Source organism: Wenzhouxiangella sp. XN79A (assembly GCF_012272825.1).
Taxonomy (GTDB): Bacteria; Pseudomonadota; Gammaproteobacteria; order Xanthomonadales; family Wenzhouxiangellaceae.
Genome location: NZ_JAAWWS010000163.1, coordinates 17,180 through 37,931 on the forward strand (window position 1 = coordinate 17,180; position 20,752 = coordinate 37,931).

General features: G+C 69.9%; 18 protein-coding genes. 6 read left to right on the plus strand and 12 right to left on the minus strand.

Annotation, left to right across the window (positions count from 1 at the left end):
* The 5 genes from HFP89_RS13895 to HFP89_RS13915 form a co-directional block, all read right to left on the minus strand.
* Entirely contained in the window at positions 1-1,221 is a 1,221-nt protein-coding gene (locus HFP89_RS13895; RefSeq protein WP_168718275.1) for a LysM domain-containing protein, read from the minus strand.
* 11 nt (positions 1,222-1,232) lie between these two features.
* A complete protein-coding gene (locus HFP89_RS13900) occupies positions 1,233-3,086 on the minus strand; it encodes a cytochrome c3 family protein (protein WP_168718276.1) in 1,854 nt (617 codons plus the stop codon).
* The gene (locus HFP89_RS13905; RefSeq protein WP_168718277.1) at positions 3,083-4,606 is read right to left on the minus strand and encodes an FMN-binding glutamate synthase family protein; all 1,524 of its coding nucleotides are present in this window, start codon (positions 4,604-4,606) and stop codon (positions 3,083-3,085) included. The genes HFP89_RS13900 and HFP89_RS13905 overlap by 4 nt, the downstream gene beginning before the upstream one ends.
* Before the next feature lie 141 nt (positions 4,607-4,747).
* Positions 4,748-5,470 (minus strand): peptidoglycan editing factor PgeF, encoded by a 723-nt coding sequence (gene pgeF, locus HFP89_RS13910; protein WP_168718278.1) that lies wholly within the window; start codon positions 5,468-5,470, stop codon positions 4,748-4,750.
* A gap of 10 nt (positions 5,471-5,480) precedes the next feature.
* Positions 5,481-6,425 carry an RluA family pseudouridine synthase gene (locus HFP89_RS13915; protein ID WP_346775251.1) on the minus strand — a complete coding sequence of 315 codons (945 nt, stop codon included), beginning with the start codon at positions 6,423-6,425 and terminating at the stop codon, positions 5,481-5,483.
* A 79-nt stretch (positions 6,426-6,504) separates the two neighbouring features.
* On the opposite strand from HFP89_RS13915, the gene HFP89_RS13920 reads away from it, so the two are divergent.
* Positions 6,505-7,302 carry an outer membrane protein assembly factor BamD gene (locus HFP89_RS13920; protein ID WP_168718280.1) on the plus strand — a complete coding sequence of 266 codons (798 nt, stop codon included), beginning with the start codon at positions 6,505-6,507 and terminating at the stop codon, positions 7,300-7,302.
* A 40-nt stretch (positions 7,303-7,342) separates the two neighbouring features.
* Complete coding sequence (gene queC, locus HFP89_RS13925) at positions 7,343-8,071, plus strand: 7-cyano-7-deazaguanine synthase QueC (RefSeq protein WP_168718281.1); 729 nt, start codon at positions 7,343-7,345, stop codon at positions 8,069-8,071.
* Between the two features lie 522 nt (positions 8,072-8,593).
* On the opposite strand, the gene HFP89_RS13930 is transcribed toward queC, so the two are convergent.
* The 4 genes from HFP89_RS13930 to HFP89_RS13945 form a co-directional block, all read right to left on the minus strand.
* Positions 8,594-9,028: a universal stress protein gene (locus tag HFP89_RS13930; RefSeq protein WP_168718282.1), complete on the minus strand. Its 435-nt coding sequence runs from the start codon at positions 9,026-9,028 to the stop codon at positions 8,594-8,596.
* Between the two features lie 71 nt (positions 9,029-9,099).
* Complete coding sequence (gene ligA / locus HFP89_RS13935; RefSeq protein WP_168718283.1) at positions 9,100-11,133, minus strand: NAD-dependent DNA ligase LigA; 2,034 nt, start codon at positions 11,131-11,133, stop codon at positions 9,100-9,102.
* A complete protein-coding gene (gene zipA, locus HFP89_RS13940) occupies positions 11,130-12,065 on the minus strand; it encodes a cell division protein ZipA (RefSeq protein WP_168718284.1) in 936 nt (311 codons plus the stop codon). Before zipA ends, ligA begins: the two co-directional genes overlap by 4 nt.
* A gap of 21 nt (positions 12,066-12,086) precedes the next feature.
* Entirely contained in the window at positions 12,087-15,560 is a 3,474-nt protein-coding gene (locus HFP89_RS13945) for a chromosome segregation protein SMC (protein WP_168718285.1), read from the minus strand.
* 148 nt (positions 15,561-15,708) lie between these two features.
* Here HFP89_RS13945 and queF point away from each other — a divergent pair, with 148 nt between their 5' ends.
* On the plus strand, positions 15,709-16,098 hold the full coding sequence (gene queF, locus HFP89_RS13950; protein ID WP_168718286.1) for a preQ(1) synthase: 390 nt from the start codon (positions 15,709-15,711) through the stop codon (positions 16,096-16,098).
* 55 nt (positions 16,099-16,153) lie between these two features.
* On the opposite strand, the gene HFP89_RS13955 is transcribed toward queF, so the two are convergent.
* Genes HFP89_RS13955 through HFP89_RS13965 form a run of 3 tightly spaced genes read right to left on the minus strand, consistent with a single transcriptional unit; the run spans position 16,154 to position 17,641 of the window.
* Complete coding sequence (locus HFP89_RS13955; RefSeq protein WP_168718287.1) at positions 16,154-17,047, minus strand: peptidyl-prolyl cis-trans isomerase; 894 nt, start codon at positions 17,045-17,047, stop codon at positions 16,154-16,156.
* 25 nt (positions 17,048-17,072) lie between these two features.
* Positions 17,073-17,345 (minus strand): BolA family protein, encoded by a 273-nt coding sequence (locus HFP89_RS13960; RefSeq protein WP_346775252.1) that lies wholly within the window; start codon positions 17,343-17,345, stop codon positions 17,073-17,075.
* Complete coding sequence (locus tag HFP89_RS13965; RefSeq protein ID WP_168718288.1) at positions 17,342-17,641, minus strand: YciI family protein; 300 nt, start codon at positions 17,639-17,641, stop codon at positions 17,342-17,344. Before HFP89_RS13965 ends, HFP89_RS13960 begins: the two co-directional genes overlap by 4 nt.
* Positions 17,642-17,753: 112 nt before the next feature.
* Here HFP89_RS13965 and HFP89_RS13970 point away from each other — a divergent pair, with 112 nt between their 5' ends.
* From HFP89_RS13970 to HFP89_RS16385, 3 genes are all read left to right on the plus strand, one after another.
* Positions 17,754-18,626, plus strand: a complete 873-nt coding sequence (locus HFP89_RS13970; protein ID WP_346775254.1) for a segregation/condensation protein A — start codon at positions 17,754-17,756, stop codon at positions 18,624-18,626.
* A 175-nt stretch (positions 18,627-18,801) separates the two neighbouring features.
* Complete coding sequence (gene scpB / locus HFP89_RS16380) at positions 18,802-19,761, plus strand: SMC-Scp complex subunit ScpB (RefSeq protein ID WP_346775253.1); 960 nt, start codon at positions 18,802-18,804, stop codon at positions 19,759-19,761.
* Positions 19,762-19,831: 70 nt separating this feature from the next.
* The gene (locus HFP89_RS16385) at positions 19,832-20,629 is read left to right on the plus strand and encodes a pseudouridine synthase (RefSeq protein WP_168718300.1); all 798 of its coding nucleotides are present in this window, start codon (positions 19,832-19,834) and stop codon (positions 20,627-20,629) included.
* Positions 20,630-20,752 lie beyond the last annotated feature (123 nt).

Consider the following 20,752-nt stretch of genomic DNA (forward strand, 5'->3'; position numbering starts at 1 on the left):
TCACTCCGGGTCGTCGAGGCGGCGCCGCAGTCGGCGCGCGCGCTCCAGGTAGACCCGCGCCGGCTCGAACGTCGGCACGGCCTCCAGCAGCACGTCCCAGGTCCGGATCGCCAGATCGATATCGCGCGCCCGCCAGGCCCGCAGCGCCCGGTCGTGGTAGTCGGCCACCAGTGCTTCGCGCAGCGCCGCCTCGCGCTGAATCGCCAGGCCGTGGTCGTCGTCGAGCGCCAGCGCCTGTTCGGCCTCGCGGTAGGCCTCGAGCAGCAGGCCGCGCTGCTCGAAGGCCTCGGCCCGGGCCAGCCGCTCGTCCACCGCGAGCCGGGTGCGCTGCACCTCCAGCCGAGCGCGCAGCGGTCCGGGACCGAGCACCGTCATGGCTTCGGCCAGCGTGGCCGTGGCGGTCGCGAACTGATCGTTCTCGACCTCGGCCCGCGCGCTGTCGAGGCTGAGCTCGACCAGCAGCTCCTCGGCGCCGTCCGACAGGCTCTGTTCGCGCCCGGCCGCGATCAGCAACTCGCGGGCATCGGTCGGCTGTCCGGAGGCCAGCAGGTACTCGGCCACGGTTTCCAGCTCGGAACGGCGCGACCCGTTGCCCGCAGCGGCGTCCATCGACTCGTCGGCCGGCGCAGCGTCTTGCGCTTGCGCCCTGGAATCGTCCTTGGAATCGCCCGTGACATCGTTCACTGCGTCGGCCCTGTCATCGGCCGTGGAGCGGCCCGCGGAATCATCCGAACCACCGCCAGCGATGGCCGGTTTCCGGTCCGGCACGCGCAGTTCGGCGCCCACTTGCAGGCGCTTGGGCTGCCGCAGCTCGTTGAGTCGAGCCAGCGCGACGAACAGCAGCGGGTTGCCGAGCTCCCGCTCGGCAAGCTCCGACAGCGTGTCGCCGGGCTCGACCCGAAGCGTCCGGTACGGCGGAGGCAACAGGGCCTCCGGCGACTCGTTCAACTGGCGCAGCAGCAGCGCCAGGATCGGTGAACCGGGACTCTGCTGCCGAAGCGATTCGAGCATGTCTGCGGCGGCGTCGAACTGGCCGTTCTGCAGCGCGTCCATCGCGTCGACCAGGCGCGTCGGCCGGTCCGGCTCGGCGGCCTGCGGCTGCAGCGCCGGCGGCGCCGGCTCGGTGATCTCGCGCTCTGGCAGGACCTGGCAGCCGGCCAGCAGCGCCAGCGCAACGGCAACGAGAACGCGAGGCAGGCAGTGGAAGGCGGAGCTCGACATACGGTGCGGCGTCACTCTCCGATGTTGATGGTTTCGGACCGCGCCCGGCCGACCGCGCGCAGCTGCTCGACGTCCAGTCCGGCGCCCGGCGCCAGCGCCGTGGCTTCACCGGTCAGCTGCGCGTAGCGCTGCATCAGGTCGGCCAGCGCGCGGGTCCGCTTATCGCCGAGCAGCAGCGGATCGAAGGCCGCGGCCCAGTCGGCGGCGCGGTCGCCGTCGGCGGCGGTCTCGATCTGGATCAGCGCGCGCCGTGCGAACCGGCGAACCGCCGGGTAGTCGTCGTCCAGCGCGCGCAGCAGGTGGTCGCGCCAGGCCGCCGGATCCTCGAGCTGGCCGCGCTCGGCCGAGCGCCCCAGCGCCACGGCCATCACCGCGCGCTCGACCGGGTCGCCGGCGTGCAGGCGAGCCAGGCCGTCGATCACCTCCGCCGGCAGCCCGTCGGCGCGCCGAACCGGACGCGCCGGTCGCTGCCAGAGCCTTGCCGTCTCCTGCTCGGCCCAGGCCAGCGAGCGGTCGGTATGGCACAGCGTGCAGGCGTTCGGCCGGGCGTTGGCGGCGTCGGCGGCCGGGTCCGGCACCTCGATGTGATGCGAACGATGGATTTCCATCACGCCGTAGACCATCTCCGGCATGTGGCAGGACAGGCAGTTCGAGCCCGGCGTGTCGGCGGCATGGTGGGTGTGCGCCTCGAGGTCGGCGGCCAGGTCCTGGTGGCAGCTGACGCACCCGGCGTTGCCGCGCATCTCCTCGGGCAGCATGCCGGCCGGATCACCGTCGTGCATGGTGTGGCAGCTGCCGCAGGTCATCTCGCTTTCGGTGTGGCATTCCGACAGCAGCAGGCCCTGGTATTCGTAGGCGGTCAGGCGGGGCGTGCCGTCGGGCCAGAACCGCAGCGAGAAGTCGATGTCGTGGCCGCGGACCGGCAGTTCGCTGTCCGGCCAGACCAGGTCGACCGATTCGAACAGGTCACCGCCCGGTCGGTAGGTCGGACCGGTATCGATGAACTCGCGCATCAGCTCGACCGACTTGGCCAGCCGCTGGCCATGGCACTGGCCGCAGACCTGGGTCGCAGCGTCACGGTCGAGCTGATCGGGGTTGACGATGCTGTCGTCGGCAAAGCCGGTGACGGTGTACCAGGCCCGCGTCAGCCAGTTGGCGTGCTTCTCGACGTGCGCGGCGGCCGGCCCGTGGCAGCTTTCGCAGGCGATCCCCAGTTCGGCCACGCTGGACTCGTAGATGCCGTCGATGAGCGGATTGACCGGTTCACCGGCGCGGGCACGCCGGAGCATGTCGTCGTAGTTGACGATGTTCGGCTCCGGGCCGGTGTTGTGGCAGAAGATGCAGTTGTTGTTCCAGACCGTCACCTGGTCGTCGAACTGCTGGTCGTCGGGGCCGAGGAAGGCGGCGTTGGTGTGAACCCAGCGCTGGTCGCCGTTGTGCCACAGGAGGTGCAGGCGGTAGAAATTGCCGCTGCCCTCCTGGTCGCGCATCAGGTACTGCTGGTAGCGGTGCGAGCCGACGGTGCGATCGACCGGATAGCGGGCGATGACCCGGTCGCTGCCCGGCGCCAGGTAGTCGAAGAAGAAGCGATCGCCCTCGCGCACCGGCCGCACGGTCATTCCCCACTGCTCGATGCTGCGGCCGTCGAATCGACCCTGGACGGTTTCCGGGCTGGCCTCCTGGGTCATCGTGCGGTGGTAGGTGCGATGCCAGCTGGAGAACCGGCCGCGATGGCAGGTGTGGCAGCTCTCGCTGCCGGCCCATTCGTCACCGGCGGCCCACAGCAGCGGCGGCGTCGGCGCCAGCAGCGGCGCGGCCAGCAACACCAGCCCGGCCAGCAGGCGCACTCCGACCGCCCGGATCATGCCGCGTCCTCGCCGGTCAGGTCGACCCGCGGCCGGGCCGGCGGCCAGAGTTCGGTCATCGGCACGCTGCGGCCGTTGTCGAGCACCACCCGGGCATGGCTGCGATTCATCAGCCGCGGGCGGGCCACCCCGCAGGAATGGGCGATGGTCTCGACTTCCTTGATCAGGTTGCGGGCGTACCAGGCGACCCGCTCGGCCTTGTCTTCGGGCACCAGGCCGCGCTGCAGCCGCGGGTTGTGGGTGGTCACGCCGGTCGGGCAGGTGTTCTTGTTGCACTGCATGGCCTGGATGCAGCCCAGCGCGAACATGAAGCCGCGCCCGGCCACCACCACGTCGGCGCCGGCGCACAGCGCCCAGGCAACGTCGGCGGGGTTGATCCGCTTGCCCGAGGCAAACACCCGGACGCGCGGGCGCAGCGCGTACTCGTCGAGCTTGTCGACCACCATCGGCAGCGCTTCGGACAGCGGCAGGCCGACATCGTCCATCAGCGTCATCGGCGCCGCGCCGGTGCCGCCGTCGCCGGAGTCGACGGTGATGAAGTCCGGCGCATGCTCGACGCCGCGGCGATGGACCGCCCGGCAGAGCTCGTCGAGGAAGCCGGCCTCGCCGACCACGATCTTCATGCCGCAGGGCTTGCCGGTCACTTCGCGGACGTGGCCGATGACATCGAGCAGCTCGTCGACCGAGCGGATGTCCGGATGCCGGTTCGGGCTGATCGCATCGCGGTCGCGCGGCACCGCGCGGATCCGTGCGACTTCCTCGGTGATCTTGGCCCTGGGCAGGATCCCGCCCTTGCCGGGCTTTGCGCCCTGGGCCAGCTTCAGCTCGAACATCCGGACCTGTTCGTGGGCGGCCACCGCGGCCAGCCGCTCGTCGTCGAACCGGCCCAGTTCGTCGCGCACGCCGAACTTGGCGGTGCCGATCTGGAAGACCAGGTCGCAGCCGCCCTCGAGATGCCAGGGCGCCAGGCCGCCCTCGCCGGTGTTCAGCCAGATGCCGGCCCTGCGGGCGCCCATCGACAGCGCCCGGATGGCCGGCGCCGAAAGCGCTCCGTAGCTCATTCCGGAAATATGGAAGAAGGTGTCGGTGGTATACGGCTGGCGCGCGTGCGGTCCGATGGTCAGCGCGGCGATCGGCTCGGCCTCCTCGTCGAGCTTCGGGAACGCGCAGTTCAGGAAGATCACCGTGCCCTCGCGCCTGAGGTCGCGGGTCGAGCCGAACGCCGAGGTGTTGTTCAGGTTCTTGGCCGCACGGTAGACCCAGGCGCGCTGGGCCCGATTGAACGGCAGCTCCTCGCGGTCCTGGGAGAAGAAATACTGTCGGAAGAACTCGCCGAGGTGTTCGAACAGATAGCGGAAGCGACCGATGACCGGGTAGTTGCGACGCACCGCGTGGTGCGTCTGGAGGCGGTCGACGATGTACATCACGATCACCGCGAGCACACCCAGCCCGACCATGAACACGAACAGCACGGCCATCAGCTGCAGCGCGTCGGCCGTCACGTCGAGTAGCGCTTCCATGCCCGGATTCCGACTCCTGGTGGTCAAGACGATCGTTGCGCCGGGCGCAGCGCCCGGTCGGCGTCGATGGTAGACGATTCCCCGCCGACGTGCCGTCGAGCGGGCCAGGCGGTCGAGCTGCAAGGGGGGCGCATCCGTCGCTCAGTCCGGCGGCGTGATCCAGGCCAGCGTGGCCTGCCGGCCGCTGCGACCATCGCGGCGATGGCTGAACAAGCGCGCCGGGTCCGCGGCCGTACACAGGCCGCTGTCGACAGGGTCCGAGATGCCGCTGGCACGCAGTCGCTCGATCGCGATCGCCGCCAGATCGACCTGCCAGTGGCCCGGCCGGGTCGGCCGGAATGCCCGGTCGTGTTCGCCCAGGGCGTCGCGCACCGGGCCGTCGACCTCGTAGGCGGCCGGGCCGATCCGCGGGCCGATCCAGGCCCGGAGCCGATCCGGCGCCACCGGCAAGGCAGCCACGGCGGCTTCGAGCACGCCAGCGGCCAGGCCACGCCAGCCGGCGTGTACGGCGGCCACGCAGCGGCCCTCGCAGTCGGCCAGCAGCACCGGCAGGCAGTCGGCGGTGAGTACCGCGACGACCCGGCCCGGCCGATCGGTCCAGGCCGCGTCGGCCTCGACGCCGGGCCGCCAGTCGTCGAGGTGGATCACGTCGACGCCGTGGATCTGGCGCAGCCAATGCGGCGGCCCCGGCAGCACGGCGGCCAGCCGCTGCCGGTTGGCCACGACCGCTTCGGGATCGTCGCCGCAGGCGTCGCCGAGATTGAAGCTGTCGAACGGCGGCCGCGAGACCCCGCCTTCACGTGTCGTCGCCACGCCGTGGACCGGCGGGTCGAACGGCGCCTGGATCAGCGGCGGCCGGGTCATCGCTGCCGACTCAGGCCAGCGCTTCGAGCAGGTCGACCAGGTCGCCGGGCAGCGGCGAGCGGGCGTCGACTTCGAGCTCGGCCAGCGGATGGTCGAACACCAGCCGGGCGGCGTGCAGCGCCTGGCGCGGAAACCCCTGCCAGGCCGCGCGCTGCTCCGGGCTCAGCCCGGCCGGCGCGCCGCGGCGGCCGTACATCGGGTCGCCGACCAGCGGAAACCCGAGGTGCTGCATGTGGACCCGGATCTGGTGGGTCCGGCCGGTTTCGAGCTTGACATCCAGCCAGGTGCTGCCGGCCAACCGCCGGTTCAGGCGATAGTGGGTCACCGCCCGCCGGCCGTCCGGGCGCACCACCTGGCGGCGGCGGTCGACCGGGTGACGGCCCAGCGGCGCGTCGACCGTGCCGCCGGCGATGAGCTCGCCCCAGACCAGGCACTGGTAATGGCGATGGATATCGCGCCGTTTGAGCTGGGCGACCAGCGCCGCGTGGGCGGCGCCGGTGCGCGCGACCAGCAGGCAACCGGAAGTGTCCTTGTCGAGCCGGTGGACCAGCCCGGCGCGCGGCAGCCGGGCCAGCGCCGGTTCGTGGTGCAGCAGCGCGTTGACCAGCGTGCCGTCGGGGTTGCCGGAGCCGGGATGGACGACCTGCCCGGCCGGTTTGTCGACGACCAGCAGGTGGTCGTCCTCGTACAGCACGGCCACGTCGATCGGCTGCGGGCGCGGATTGGACGGGTGATCCTCGACTTCGGCGTCGAGCACCAGGCGTTCGCCGCCGATCACCTTGCGGTTCGGCTTGACCACGGCCCCGTCCAGGGTCAGCGCGCCGGACCGCAGCCAGGCGGTCAGGCGGCTGCGCGAGAACTCCGGCCACAGCGCCGCGGCGGCCTGGTCGACCCGGTCGCCGGCCGAGGCCAGCGGCAGCGTCGCCTCGCGCCGTTCGCGGCCGGTGTCGCTCACGCCGGCGGCCCGGGGCGGTGACGACTGCGGCGTGGAGCGTTTATCATGTGACGTTTCCCGTCCGGAATCCTTGCTGCCCATGCGTCCTTCCAGTATCGCTGCAATTCTCGTCCTGCTGTTGCCGCTGTTCGTGCTGACCGGCTGCGGCGGCGACGACGCCATCCGGGACGACGGTCCGGACGCCGAGACCCTGTACGAAGAAGCCCGCGGCGCGCTGGCGGCCAAGTCCTACGACGAGGCGATCAGCCTGTATCGCGCACTGACCGTGCGCTTTCCGTTCGGCCGCCATGCCGAGCAGGCGCTGCTCGACATGGCCTTCGCCCAGCACAAGGCGCGCCGGCCCGAGCAGGCGATCTCGACGCTGGACCGCTTCCTGCGCACCTACCCGACCCATCCGAACGTCGACTACGCCTGGTACCTGAAGGGCCTGACCAACTACGAACAGACCATGGGCTTCCTGCGCGAGATGTTCCCCGGCACCGCGGCCGATCGCGACCAGCAGGCCGCCGGCCAGGCCTTCCGCGATTTCCAGGAGCTGATCCGGCGCTTTCCCGAAAGCCGCTACGTCGCCGACGCCCGCCAGCGCATGGTGTTCCTGCGCAACATCATGGCCGAGTACGAAGTCACCGTGGCCCGCTACTACCAGCGCCGCGGTGCCCAGGTCGCGGCACTCAACCGCAGCCGCTACGTGATCGAGAACTACCCCGGCGCCCCGGCCACCGTCGATGCGCTGGACATCATGGCCCGGGCCTACGAGCGCATGAACATGCCGGACCTCGCCGCCGACACCCGCCGGGTGCTCGAATACAACTACGCCGACCGGATGACCGACGACGAGCGCAAGAGCCTGCTCGACCGGCTGTGGCCGTTCGACTGAGCCGGCTCGCCATGGCCCGGTCCGCGACGCGCATCACGGCATGAAGGCCGGCAGCGAACCCTCGACCTCGAACCACGACGGCGACCGCCCGATCGCGGTCGTGCTGCTGTCCGGCGGGCTGGATTCTGCCACCACGCTGGCCATGGCGGTCGCACGTGGCTTCGCCTGTCACACCCTCGCCCTGGATTACGGCCAGCGTCACCGCGCCGAACTGGACGCGGCGGCCCGCCTGTCGTCGTCGCTGGGCGCGGTCGGCCACCGCAGCGTGGCCGTCGATCTGCGCCGGATCGGCGGCTCGGCCTTGACCGACGAGGTCGAGGTGCCGGAAGCGCCGACCGAGGGAATTCCGGTCACCTACGTGCCGGCGCGCAATACCGTGATGCTGGCGATCGGACTGGGGCTGGCCGAGACACTCGAGGCCGAGGCGCTGTTCATCGGGGTCAATGCCGTCGATTACTCGGGCTATCCGGACTGCCGGCCGCAGTACATCGCCGCCTTCCAGGAACTGGCCGGGCTGGCGACCAAACGCGGCGTGGAAGGTCACCCGCTGACCGTCGAGACGCCGCTGATCCACCTGACCAAGGCCGAGATCATCCGCCGCGGCACGCAGCTGGGCGTCGACTACGCCGAAACGGTGTCGTGCTACCAGGCCGACGACCGGGGCCGGGCCTGCGGTCGCTGCGATTCCTGCCGGATCCGGCGCGACGGCTTCGCCGCCGCCGGGATCGACGACCCGACCCGCTACTGTTCCCCGCCACTCATCGTGTGACGTCTAGTGGGCCATGCGGCAAATGGGGTGACACTCAGGCGTCGCGCCGGCACAGTGGCTCTGAGCGTTACCTGATTTGTCGCATGGTCCACTAGCCCGCAGTATTCATGAATGAGCTCGCGCCCTTGCTTGGTCCTTGTCCGCACAGCGAATCTTCCTCGCTCGGAAATACAGCAGGGTATTCCGCTCGGCCGGAAAATCCCCTGTGCGAACGATTCCCGGCGCAATCATCGCGGCAATTCATGAATAACTCGGGCTAGCGAGCCGGAGAGCATCCATCTGCGGCGTTCTGTCTCCTGGAAAGGACGCTGCCATTCCCGGCGAGACAGGCCTTGCAGCCAAACGCTCTCCGACTCGCCAGACGGTACACGATGAGTGGCGGGGTGCGCTACGCGCCCTGAACGCGGCCTCGGGCTGCGCAGGTCCTCTCCCCGTTGGCCAGTCCGATGCACCGCGCGGTCAAGGAAAACGGCCGGCACCCCGGGCGCCGGCCGTTCGAACCTCCGCTTTGCAGGCCTGGCTTCAGACCACCACGGTCACCGGCCCGTGGGCGTGGCGCACCACCTTCTCGCTGACGCTGCCGAGCAGCAGGCTCTGCATCCGCGACAGGCCGCGACGGCCGAGCACTACGTGCACGCCCTCGTCGTCTTCGGTGCAGCGGATGATTTCCTCGGCCGGGTCACCGATCGACATGTCGTCGGAGACGTCGACCTCGGTTTCGCCGAGCTCGGCGTGGACCTTGTCGAAGACCCGCTGGGCAACCTGCTGGGCCGAGTGCTCGATGTCGTCGCGGCTCATCCCGGCCATGCCGATGACCTCGACCGAGGACAGCGGAAAGACATAGAACAGCCGGACCTTCGCCGACAGCCCCTTGGCCAGGTGCACGCCGAATCGCACCGCGCGCATCGAATTGTCCGAACCGTCGACGGGTACCACCACTTCGTTGATCGGGGTCATGCGTCCTCTCCTCCTGTGTTCGTATCCTGGCTGCAGGATAGCCCACGCGGCGATGCCGGAAATGATTCAAATCAAGCCTCGGGCAGGCGGCCCTCGAGCAGCGCGGCCAGCGCGTCTTCGTCGAACACCGCAACGCCCAGTTCGCGGGCCTTGTCGAGCTTCGAGCCCGGCGAATCGCCGACGATCACCGCGCGGGTGTTCTTCGACACCGAGCCGGTGACCTTGGCGCCGAGCGCCTGCAGCCGCTTCTTGGCTTCCGAACGCGGCATGCTCGACAGGCTGCCGGTGAGCACGAAGCTGCAGCCGGACAGCGGCTGCTCGCCGGCCGGCTCGGCCGACTCGGCCTGCGGCGTGACCCCGGCATCCAGCAGGCGCTGGACCACCGCGCGATTGCGCTGCTCGGAAAAGAATTCGTGGATGTGCGCGGCCATGATCGGGCCGACGTCCTCGACCGCTTCCAGCGCCTCGGGATCGGCCGCCATCAGTGCATCCAGGCCGCCGAAATGCCGGGCCAGGTTGCGTGCGCCGACCTCGCCGACCTCGCGGATGCCCAGTGCGAACAGGAACCGGCCCAGCGACACGTCCTTCGAACGGGCGATGGCCTCGACCAGCTTGGCGGCCGATTTCTCGCCCATCCGGTCCAGCCCGGCCAGGGTCTCGACGTCCAGCGAGTAGAGGTCGGCCGGGTCGTCGACCCGCTGGCGCTCGACCAGCTGGGCGATGATCTTCGTGCCCAGGCCCTCGATGTCCATCGCCCCGCGCGAGGCGAAATGCTCCAGAGCACGCTTGCGCTGGGCCGGACAGACCAGGCCGCCGGAGCAGCGCGCGTCGGCCTGGCCCTCGACCAGCTCGACGTGCGAGCCGCAGACCGGGCAGTGTTCGGGCAGCTGCCATTCCGGCAGGTCGGAGCGACGTTTCTCGGGCAGCGCGCGGACCACCTCGGGAATCACGTCGCCGGCCCGCCGCACGATGACCGCATCGCCGGGCCGAATGTCCTTGCGGCGGATTTCATCGAGATTGTGCAGCGTGGCATTGGTGACCGTCACCCCACCGACGAACACCGGCTCCAGCCGCGCGACCGGGGTCAGCTTGCCGGTCCGGCCGACCTGGACGTCGATCGCGCGCAGCGTGGTCAGCTCTTCCTGGGCCGGGAACTTGCGCGCCAGCGCCCAGCGCGGCGAGCGGCTGACGAAACCGAGCTCCTGCTGGCGGTCGAAGTCCTCGACCTTGTAGACCACGCCGTCGATGTCGAAATCCAGCGCGTCGCGGGCCTCGCCGATGTCGCGATAGGCCGCGAGCAGGCCGTCCAGCCCTTCGACCCGGCGGACCAGCGACGAGACCGGGAAGCCGATCTCGCGCAGTCGCTCCAGCACCGCGGACTGGTTGTCGCCCAGCCCGGCCTCGGCCAGCGCCTGGTAGGCGAAGAAGCGCAGCGGACGGTCGGCGGTGACCGCCGGATCGAGCTGGCGCAGGCTGCCGGCCGCGGCGTTGCGCGGGTTGACGAAGGTCTTGTGGTCCTCGGCCGCCAGCCGCTCGTTCAGGGCCCGGAATCCGGACCGGGTCATGTAGACCTCGCCGCGGACCTCGAGCGGATCGGGCAGTTCGTCGCCGACCAGCGTCAGCGGAATCGCCCGGATCGTGCGCACGTTGCCGGTCACGTCCTCGCCGGCCTGGCCGTCGCCGCGGGTCGCGGCCCGGACCAGCCGCCCGCCCTCGTACCGCAGGCTGATCGCCAGGCCGTCGAGCTTGGGCTCGGCGGTGTAGGTCACGGACTCGACGTCCAGCAGCTCGCGAATGCGGCGGTCGAACTCGGCGACTTCGTCGTCCTCGAAGGCGTTGGCCAGCGACAGCATCGGCACGACGTGCTCGACGGTGGCGAAGCCCTCGTCGGCCCGCGCCCCGACCCGGTGGGTCGGCGAATCCGGGTCGTCGAGCTCCGGATGCTCGGCTTCCAGCTGCTCGAGTTCGCGCAGCAGGCGGTCGTATTCGGCATCGGGAATCGACGGGTCGTCGAGCACGTAGTACCGGTGGTTGTGCGCGCGGATCTCCTCGCGCAGCGCCTCGATCCGGCGAGCCGGTGACGATTCCTTGCCGGATCGACTCATCCGCCGAGGCCGGCCTTGCGATCGAATTCGCGCATGTCCTCGCGGATCTGCGAGATGCGCTGGCGGGTCAGCAGGCACTGGCTGTCGTCCATCAGGTCGGCCTCGAGCAGCTCCGACAGGCGCTGTCCGGTCGCCAGCATGGCATCCCAGGCGTCCAGCGCCGAGACCGGCCCGGGCAGCGTCATGAACAGCGTCACGCCCGGCGTTTCGAACAGGTTCCAGCCCGATGGGTCGAAACTGCCCGGCCGGGTGATATTGGCCATGCTGAACACCGGCTTGCTGGCACCCTGGTGGCGTCGGTGGAAGATCTTCATTTCACCGAAGCGCAGGCCCGCCTTGATCGCCGAGTCGAGCAGCGTCAGGCCACTGATCAACCGCTCGCCGCGGGCGCGCAGGTACAGGGTGACGACCTTGGGCGGCTCGCCGCCGGCCGAGGGCGCGGTCCGAACGCGCGGGGCGTCGGCGTCGGAGCCCGAATCCGGCTCCGGCTCATCGCCCGGCCAGCGCGGCTCGACCCGCTTGCCGTCGCCGGAATCCGGCCCGCGGGCCGTTTCGATCGTCGGTTCGAGTCGCGGTTCGGCCTTCGCTGTGGTCTTCGGCGCCGCCTCCGGGGCCACGCGGGTGCGGCGGGCGTCGGTCCGGCGCGGCGAGTCGATGCTCCAGTCCGGCGCCTCGGAGCCGAGGTCGGGCAGCTGGGTCTGGCGCGGCTCGCCGGGCGGGCCGTCGTCGCTGTCGTGGCCGGAGCGATCGCCGGTCTCGACCGTCGACGGCTCGTTGGCCGGGTCCAGCGCGGGCTCCTGGCGCTTCTGGCCGTCGCGACGCGTCGCACCCGGCGAGCGTCCGCGGCCGTCAGGCTTGTGCAGGAACCAGATCAGGGCCAGGATCACCAGGCCGATCAGGATCAGGGTCAGGCGCAGGCTCGTGCTGTCCATCGCAGTCTCCCGTCTGCCGGATCAGGAAGCGGCCATGGCCACCGCCTTTTCCAGGTCCACCGAAACGAGTCGGGAAATCCCCGGCTCGCGCATCGTCACCCCCAGCATCTGGTGCGCCACCTCCATCGTCACCTTGTTGTGGGTGACGAACAGGAACTGCACCCGGTCCGACATCTCGCGGACCAGTTCGGAGAAGCGGCCCACGTTGGCGTCGTCGAGCGGCGCGTCGACCTCGTCGAGCAGGCAGAACGGCGCCGGGTTCAGGTTGAAGATCGAGAACACGAAGGCCACCGCGGTCAGCGCCTTCTCGCCGCCGGACAGCAGGTGGATGCGGCTGACCCGCTTGCCCGGGGGCCGCGCCAGGATCGCCGCGCCGGCGGTCAACCAGTCGTCGCCGACCATCTCCAGCGTGCCGTGGCCGCCGCCGAACAGGCGCGGGAACAGCGTTTCCAGGTTGCGGTTGACCCGCTCGAAGGTGTCCTTGTACTTGGTCCGCGTGGTCTTGTCGATCCGCGCGATCGCGCTTTCCAGCGTTTCCAGCGCCTCGGTCAGGTCGGCGTGCTGACGGTCGAGGTAGTCCTTGCGCTTGGACTCCTCGTCGAACTCCTCGATCGCGGCCAGGTTGACCGGCTCCAGGCGCCGGATGCGCTCTTCGAGCCGGGCCAGCTCGTCGACCCAGGCCTGCGCCTCGGCGTCGTCGGGCAGGCCCTCGACCAGCGCCTCGAGCTGGCCGCCGAGCTCCTCGATGCGTGAGGCATACCGCTCGACCCCGATTTCCAGCTCGCGCAGCCGGAGCCGGTGGTTGGACTGCTGCTGGCGAATCTCTTCGGCATCGGCGGCGGACTTCTGGCGCGCCTGGTCGTGGCCGCGCCACTGGGCCTCGAGCTCGTCGAGCTCGGCCCGGGCGGCCTTCAGCCGGTTCTCGACTTCGAGCCGGCGCTCCAGCAGGCCGTCGCGCCTGGCCGCCTGCTCGCGCTCCGGCGCATCGCCCCGCGCGAGCGCTTCGGACAGCTCCAGGTAGCGGCCCTGCAGCTGGCCGATCTGGGTATCCATGCGCTTGATCGCCTGCTTCAGCGAGTCCAGGCTGGCCCGGCACGATTCCAGCTTCAGCGCATGCTGTTCGCGCGCCTCGCGGGCTTCGCGGTACTGGTGGCGAGCCCGTTCGCGAACCTGCTGCTGCTCGGCCCGGGCCCTGTCCAGCGCCTGCTGTTCGGCGTCCTGGGTTTCCAGTTCTTCCAGCGCCGACTGCAGTTCGCGGCGCACGGCGGCCACGGTTTCGCGGTCGCCCTGCTGACGCTTCTCCAGCGCCTCGCGCTCCTGCGCAGCCTGCTCGCGCTGCTTGCTCAGGGCGTCGCGGCGATTGTCCTGTCCGGCCTTGATGCCGGCCAGTTCGGCCCGCTTGGCCCGGCGACGATCGACTTCGGCGCGGGCCTGCTCGACCGCCTCGACGGCCGCCTTGTCGAGCTCGGTGGCCTCGCCCAGCTCGCCGCTGCGGCGCTCGATCGCCTGGTCCAGCTCGGCCAGCGAGGCTTCCAGCGCGCGGATTTCCTGCTGGCGGGCCAGTCGGCCGTCGCCGGCGTCGGCCTGCCCGCCGCGCCAGATCCAGCCCGGACCGCGCCAGGTGCCGTCGGGCGTGATCACCGACTCGTGCGGCGCCAACTCGGCCAGCGTCCGATTCGCCGCCTCGGCATCGTCGGCCAGCCGGACGCTGCCCAGCACGCCGGACAGCGCGCCGGCGCCGTCGACCACGGCGGCCAGGGTACCGGCAGGCATCGTCGGGGCGGCCGACGGATCGACCAGGCCCAGCGGCCCGGTCGGCAGCGCGGTCGGCAGCGCGCCGTCGACCAGCCGCGCGCTGAGCCAGTGCTCGAGCACGGTCTCGGCCGCGGCCTGCCAGCGATCCTCGACCTTCAGCGACTCCAGCAGCCGCGGCGCGCCATCGAGGCCGCGCTCGGCCAGCCAGCGCTCGCGGTCGACGTCGGAGCGATCCGGCTCGTTCAGCGTCTTCAGTGACTGCAGCCGGCCCTGGGCCTCGTGACGGCGGCCGCGATCGGCTTCCAACGCCTGCTTGAGCCGATCGATCGTGCCGCGGCGTTCGTCGCGGGCCGCGCGGGCCTCGGCCAGCGCCCGGTCGGCCGCCTCCAGCGCCTGCTCGACCTCGGCCAGCTGCTCGGCCGTGGCGCGGGCTTCCCGGTCCAGCGCTTCGAGCCGGCCCTCGTCGTCGGAACGCATCCGGCCCAACCGTTCGGCGGCCTGGTTCATGCGCTCGTCGAGATGCTCCAGGCGCAGCTTCAGCAGTTCGACCTGCTGGCGATTCTTCGCCCCACCCTGCTGGCAGGCGCTCAGCGCGTCCTGGCGGGCGGTCAATTCGCGGTCGGCGCTGTCGAGATCGGCCCGCGCGGTTTCTTCCTGCTCGCGCGCGGACTTCAGCGCCGGCTCGAGCTCGGCCATGCGCTGGGTGACCTGCTCGACCTGGGCCTTGTCGAGCACCAGGTGCTGCTGAAGCTCGTTGAGCTGAGACTCGGTTTCGGTGTATTCGGCCTGCTGGCGCTGACGCAGTTCGCGGGCGTGCTCGATGGCCTGCTCCAGCCGGGCGATCTCGCCGCCGACTTCGTAGAGCTCGGCCTGGACCTTCGAGGCGTGATCGGAGGCGCTGTGCTGCTTCTCGCGCAGCTGTTCCAGCGCCTTCTCGGCTTCGCGCTGCGCGGCCATCGCCTGCTCCAGAGCGGTCTCGGTCTGTTTCAGCGCCTTCGACTGCGCCTCGACATCGCCGCGCGCCTTGCGCCAGCGCAGCGCGGTCAGCCGCGCTTCGTCTTCCCGGTAGCGGTCCTTGAGCTTGCGATAGCGCTCGGCGGCCTTGGCCTGGCGCTGCAGCTTGGCCAGCTGCTTGCCGACTTCCTCGCGCAGGTCGGCCAGCCGTTCCAGGTTCTCGCGGGTGTGCTTGATGCGGTTCTCGGTCTCGCGCCGTCGCTCCTTGTACAGCGAGATGCCAGCGGCCTCTTCCAGGAAGCCGCGCAGCTCTTCGGGCCGGGCCTCGACGATCTGCGAGATCATGCCCTGCTCGATGATCGCGTAGCTGCGCGGACCCAGCCCGGTGCCGAGGAACAGGTCGGTGATGTCCTTGCGGCGGCAGCGGCTGCCGTTGAGGAAATACAGCGACTGGCCGTCGCGGCTGACCTGGCGGCGCACGGCGATCTCGTTGTACTTGGCGTATTCACCGCCGGCCCGGCCGTCGGCGTTGTCGAACACCAGCTCGACGGTGGCGGTGGTGACCGGCTTGCGGGCGCTGGAGCCGGAAAAGATCACGTCGCTCATCGATTCGCCGCGCAGCTGACGGGCCGACGATTCGCCCATCACCCAGCGCACCGCGTCGATGATGTTGGACTTGCCGCAGCCATTGGGCCCGACGATGCCCATCAGGTTGGACGGGAACTTGATCGTGGTCGGATCGACGAAGGACTTGAATCCGGCCAGCTTGATGGCGGTCAGGCGCATGGAGTGTGAGCTTCTCTCGCTGATGAAGGGGGCGCCCGACCGATGTCGGTCCGGCGTCGACGCGGGTCCGCCCCCGGTGAATTATTCTATGTCGAACGAGCTATTGTGCCTTCAAAATCCCGCCCACGTCAGACGTACAGGACCCCGAATGTCGAGCCAACCCAGCAAGGACCTCGAGACCTTTCCGAACCCGCGCCCGGAGATCGATTACACGATCCACATCCGGGTGCCCGAATTCACCTGCCTCTGCCCGAAGACCGGCCAGCCGGACTTTGCCGAACTGCGCATCGACTACGTGCCGGATGAGCGCTGCGTGGAGCTGAAATCACTGAAGCTCTACGCCTGGTCGTTCCGCGACGAGGGCGCGTTCCACGAAGCGGTCACCAACCGGATCCTGGCCGACCTGGTCGCCGCCACGGCCCCGCGCTTCATGCGGCTGACCGCGGAGTTCAACGTCCGCGGCGGCGTCTACACCGACGTGGTCGTCGAACACCGTGCCGAGGGCTGGACGCCGCCGGTCCGGGTCGATCTGCCCTGAACCCGACCGGGCAGGCCGCGGGCGAGCGCTGAGCGAGCCCGCGCCCGCCCCCCGATCAGCCGTTGCCGGCGCTCGCGCCGGCGTCGCCGTCGGCATCGCCGGTCTCACCGGTCTCACCGGTCGCTGCATCCATCGGCAGCATCGGCACGATCTCGGCGTCCTCGAACAGGCTTTCGACCAGCGCCTCGCTGCGCTGGCTCGCCAGCGTCCGGCGGATGCCTTCGCGAACCTCGTCCAGCGGCGGCGGCTCCAGCGCTTCGGTCTCGACCAGGCGGACGGCCAGCCAGCCCTGGCCCATGGCCTGCGGCGTGGGCAGGACCTGACCGGGCTCGGCCGCGGCCAGCGCCTCGCCGAAGGTCGCCGGCACCTGGCTGGAATCGATCCAGTTCGGCCGCAGCACCTGCAGGCCGGCGGCTTCCGCCTCGCTCGCCATGGCGCTGAAGTCGCGCTGCCCCCCGGTCACCGAGTCCAGCGCATCCAGCGCGCCGGACTGGTCCGGGAACTGCACCGCCTCGATCCGGTAGCGTCGGTCGCCGGCGCGCTCGACCTGCTCGCGATAGACGCGCGCGATCTCCGACTCCGTCACCGGATTCCGTTCCTGGAAGCCCTCGAGGAACCGGACATTGGTCAGCCGCAGGTCGTTGATCCGCCGCTCGGCGCGCATCTTGGCCGTGTCGACCATGCCCTGGTCGCGCGCCGCGTTGGCCACGGCCTGCAGCCGGATCAGGCCGTCGAGCAGTTCGCGCATCCGGTCGGTCTCGTCTTCGGACACGCCGCGGGCCTCCATGGTGACCTCGAGCATGGCCTTGGTCACCGGCTCGCCGCCGACCTCGACCAGCACGACGTCGTCCTCATGGACCCACTGGTCGCCGCCCGGCTGGCCGCAACCGGCGATCAGCACGGCAAGAGAGGCAAGAATTACGTATTTTTTCAATGGATTGGAAATCATTTCAAGACTCGGTGAAAAGTGGATTTCAGACCGCATCGGCGGCCACGACCTCGATCGTCAGCGCGTGGATATCGGTCTGCATCAGCTCGCCCATCGCGTCGTACACGGCACGGTGCTGCGCCAGCCGGGGCAGCGCGGCCAGCCGGTCCGACCCGATCCGGACCCGAAAGTGCCCGCGGCCGTCGCGCGCGCCCGGGTGGCCCACGTGCAGGTGCGACTCGTCGATCACCTCCAGCGCCGCCGGTTCGAAGGCGCGTTCCAGACGATCGCGGATCATCGCCACGCGTTCGGCGGTCACGGCAGCACCGCCTTGAACGGCCGCACGTCGGCGCCGGTCCATGCGCCGCTTGCAATGTACGGGTCGGCCTCGGCCCAGGCCCGCGCGTCGTCCAGCGACGCGAACTCGGCCACCACCAGCGACCCGGTGAAACCGGCCGGTCCGGGATCTTCGGCGTCGATCGCCGGCAGCGGCCCGGCCAGCACCAGGCGACCCTCGTCGCGCAGCGCTTCGAGCCGGGCCAGGTGCTCGCCGCGACTGGCGGCGCGCTGCAAGCGACTGTCGTCGGCATCGATGCCGAGAATCATGTAGAGCATCTTCGAGATCCGGTCCGGATGGATGGGAGAACACCTGCGTTCGACCGGGCAGTATAACGAGCGCACCGGCCCGGAGCGGGCTGCTACACTGCCGCGAATGAGCGAAGCCCCCATCACCGAACACGCCCCGGACGACGCTTCGGACCCGGCCGCCGAGCCGCGCCCCGATGCCGTGGAGCCGGAGCACAACCGCCAGCAGCAGATCCCGCTGGCCACGGTGCGCGGCGAGCCGCTGCTGAAGCTGCCCGACGACCTCTACATTCCGCCGGACGCACTGGAAGTCTTCCTCGACGCCTTCGAGGGCCCGCTCGACCTGCTGCTGTACCTGATCCGCCGGCAGAACCTCGAGATTCTCGACATCCCGATCGCCGAGATCACGCGGCAGTACACCGGCTACATCGAGATGATGCAGGACATGCGGCTGGAACTGGCCGCCGAATACCTGGTCATGGCCGCCATCCTGGCCGAGATCAAGTCGCGGATGCTGCTGCCCCGCCCCGAGCCCGAGGCCGAGGAGGAAGGCGACCCGCGCGCGGAGCTGGTGCGCCGGCTGCAGGAATACGAACGCTTCAAACAGGCCGCCGAGGACCTCGACCAACTGCCGCGCCTGGAACGCGACATCGCCGTGGCCAGCGCCGAGATCGTCGAACACAAGCCGATCCGGGTCCCGCCCGAGCTCGACCTGAAGGAGCTGCTGCTGGCCCTGCGCGACGTGATGGCCCGCGCCGAGCTGTTCGCCCAGCACCATATCCAGTCCGAGCCGCTGTCGGTGCGCGAACGCATGAGCCGCATCGTGCAGTCGCTGAAGCAGAAGGAATTCGTCCGCTTCGAGGAAATGTTCGACCTCGAAGAGGGCCGCCTCGGCGCCGTCGTCACCTTCCTGGCCCTGCTCGAACTGCTGCGCGAGCACCTGGTGGACCTGGTCCAGCAGGAACTGTTCGGCCAGATCTACCTGAGGGCGCCGGGTGCGGAGGGTGCTTCTTGAAACACGAAGAAACCGCAGATGAACGCGGATGAGAATCCAGACCGGATCACCTCCCGTCCACTCCACGCACCCACCGCCGCCGTTCACTGAAAACTGTTCACTGAAAACTGTTCACTGATAACTGTTCACTGAAAACTGTTCACTGATAACTGTTCACTGATAACTGAATCCCCTGATGGATCCCGACAAACTCAAACAATACGTCGAAGCCGCGCTGCTGGCCGCCGGACAGCCGATGACGCTGGCCCAGTTGAACGGCCTGTTCGACGAGGACGAACAGCCCGGCCACTCGCTGTTGCGCCAGTCGTTGGCCGCGCTGGACGCCGAACTGGAAGGGCGCGCGGTCGAGCTGGTCGAAGTCGCCGGCGGCTACCGCCTGCAGGTCCGGCAGAAGCTGATGCCGGTCATCTCGAAGATGTGGGCCGAGAAACCGCCGAAGTACTCGCGCGCCCTGCTCGAGACCCTGGCCATCATCGCCTACCGCCAGCCGATCACGCGCGGCGAGATCGAACAGATCCGCGGCGTTTCGCTGAGCGCGAACATCCTCAAGACACTGCAGGAACGCGAATGGATCAAGACCGTCGGCCACCGCGACGTACCCGGCAAGCCCGAGCTGCTGGGCACGACCCGTGAATTCCTGGACTACTTCAACCTGAAGGGCCTGGACGACCTGCCGACGCTGGCCGAGATTCGCGACCTCGACAACCTGGAACCCGAACTGCAGCTGGCCGATCCCGATCGGCCGGCAAGCGAGAGGCCGAACGATGAGCAAGCGAACGAAGCGGAACCCGAAGGCCCGCAGGAGCCGGACGAGCGAGACGAACAGCACCTCGACGAGCGACCGGACGCCCCGGAAGACCCTGTCGACGAAGAAACCGGCGGCGACGAAGAAGGCGGCGACGAAGAAGGCGAGGTCGAAGCCGGCGACACCGGCGGCCGGGACGACGAAGAAGACGACTTCGAAGGCTGCGACGAAGAGGACGACGAAGAAGACGACGGGCCCGAACCGCGATCGCCGGACTTCGACGCCGACGAAGACGACGACGAACCCGACGACGCCGAACTCGAAGACGGCGAACAAGAAGACGGCGAACAAGAAGCGTTCGACGAAGACGACCAGCGTCGGCCGGACTGACCGCAAGCGACGCGGCGTCGACCGCGACAGCCGGCGGCCCGTCTCGACCCCGCCCGAAGCCGGCGAGCGGCTGCAGAAGCTGCTGGCCGGCGCCGGGCTGGGCTCGCGCCGCGCGCTGGAGACGAAGATCGCCGACGGCGCCGTGCGGATCAACGGCAAGCGCGCCGAGCTCGGTACACGTGCCGTCGAGGGCGATCGGATCCAGGTCGACGGCCGCAGCTTCACCGTTCATGCCGAACCGGCCCGCCACCGCACGCTGATCTATCACAAGCCCGAAGGCCAGGTCACCACCCGCTCGGACCCCGAAGGCCGGCGGACGGTCTTCGACGCGCTGCCGAAGCCGCCGAGCGGACGCTGGATCGCGATCGGCCGGCTCGACCTGAACACCGCCGGGCTGCTGGTGCTGACCACCGACGGCGAACTGGCCAACCGGATGATGCACCCGTCGGGCAACGTCGACCGCGAATACCTGTGCCGGATCCGCGGCCGGGTCGACGATGCCGACCTGGCCCGGCTGCTCGAAGGCGTGCAGCTCGAGGACGGCACGGCCCGCTTCAGCGACCTGGTCATCGGCGAGGAAACCGCCGGTCACACCTGGTACACCGTCACCATCATGGAAGGCCGCAACCGCGAAGTCCGCCGCCTGTGGGACGCCGTCGGCGCCCAGGTCGCGCGGCTCAAGCGCGTGCGCTTCGGTCCGATCTTCCTGCCCGCCAAGCTCACGCCCGGCCGCTGGCAGACCCTGAACCCGGCCGACCATCGGGTCCTGCGAGAAGACGTCGGCCTGCCCGGCCGCGCCAACGAACTCCGTGCCTTCGACGACGCCAGACCCGAGCGCGAACCGAGGCCTCCTCGGCGTGGGCGCTAGTGGGCCACTCCTCGTGTGACGTATGGAATGCGCCTGAATCGACAGTGCAAGGCGCGGCCCGCAGTGAATGGCCAGCCCTCTACAAGGGACCAACGCCGGAATGTCGGTTCAGGCGCGCTCCTT

Excerpts from the sequence above, each read along its gene's own strand:
- HFP89_RS13895 (WP_168718275.1), bottom strand. The coding sequence starts at position 1,221 with ATGTCGAGCTCCGCCTTCCACTGCCTGCCTCGCGTTCTCGTTGCCGTT.
- HFP89_RS13900 (WP_168718276.1), bottom strand. The coding sequence starts at position 3,086 with ATGATCCGGGCGGTCGGAGTGCGCCTGCTGGCCGGGCTGGTGTTGCTG.
- HFP89_RS13905 (WP_168718277.1), bottom strand. The coding sequence starts at position 4,606 with ATGGAAGCGCTACTCGACGTGACGGCCGACGCGCTGCAGCTGATGGCC.
- pgeF (WP_168718278.1), bottom strand. The coding sequence starts at position 5,470 with ATGACCCGGCCGCCGCTGATCCAGGCGCCGTTCGACCCGCCGGTCCAC.
- HFP89_RS13920 (WP_168718280.1), top strand. The coding sequence starts at position 6,505 with ATGCGTCCTTCCAGTATCGCTGCAATTCTCGTCCTGCTGTTGCCGCTG.
- queC (WP_168718281.1), top strand. The coding sequence starts at position 7,343 with ATGAAGGCCGGCAGCGAACCCTCGACCTCGAACCACGACGGCGACCGC.
- HFP89_RS13930 (WP_168718282.1), bottom strand. The coding sequence starts at position 9,028 with ATGACCCCGATCAACGAAGTGGTGGTACCCGTCGACGGTTCGGACAAT.
- ligA (WP_168718283.1), bottom strand. The coding sequence starts at position 11,133 with ATGAGTCGATCCGGCAAGGAATCGTCACCGGCTCGCCGGATCGAGGCG.
- zipA (WP_168718284.1), bottom strand. The coding sequence starts at position 12,065 with ATGGACAGCACGAGCCTGCGCCTGACCCTGATCCTGATCGGCCTGGTG.
- HFP89_RS13945 (WP_168718285.1), bottom strand. The coding sequence starts at position 15,560 with ATGCGCCTGACCGCCATCAAGCTGGCCGGATTCAAGTCCTTCGTCGAT.
- queF (WP_168718286.1), top strand. The coding sequence starts at position 15,709 with ATGTCGAGCCAACCCAGCAAGGACCTCGAGACCTTTCCGAACCCGCGC.
- HFP89_RS13955 (WP_168718287.1), bottom strand. The coding sequence starts at position 17,047 with ATGATTTCCAATCCATTGAAAAAATACGTAATTCTTGCCTCTCTTGCC.
- HFP89_RS13965 (WP_168718288.1), bottom strand. The coding sequence starts at position 17,641 with ATGCTCTACATGATTCTCGGCATCGATGCCGACGACAGTCGCTTGCAG.
- scpB (WP_346775253.1), top strand. The coding sequence starts at position 18,802 with ATGGATCCCGACAAACTCAAACAATACGTCGAAGCCGCGCTGCTGGCC.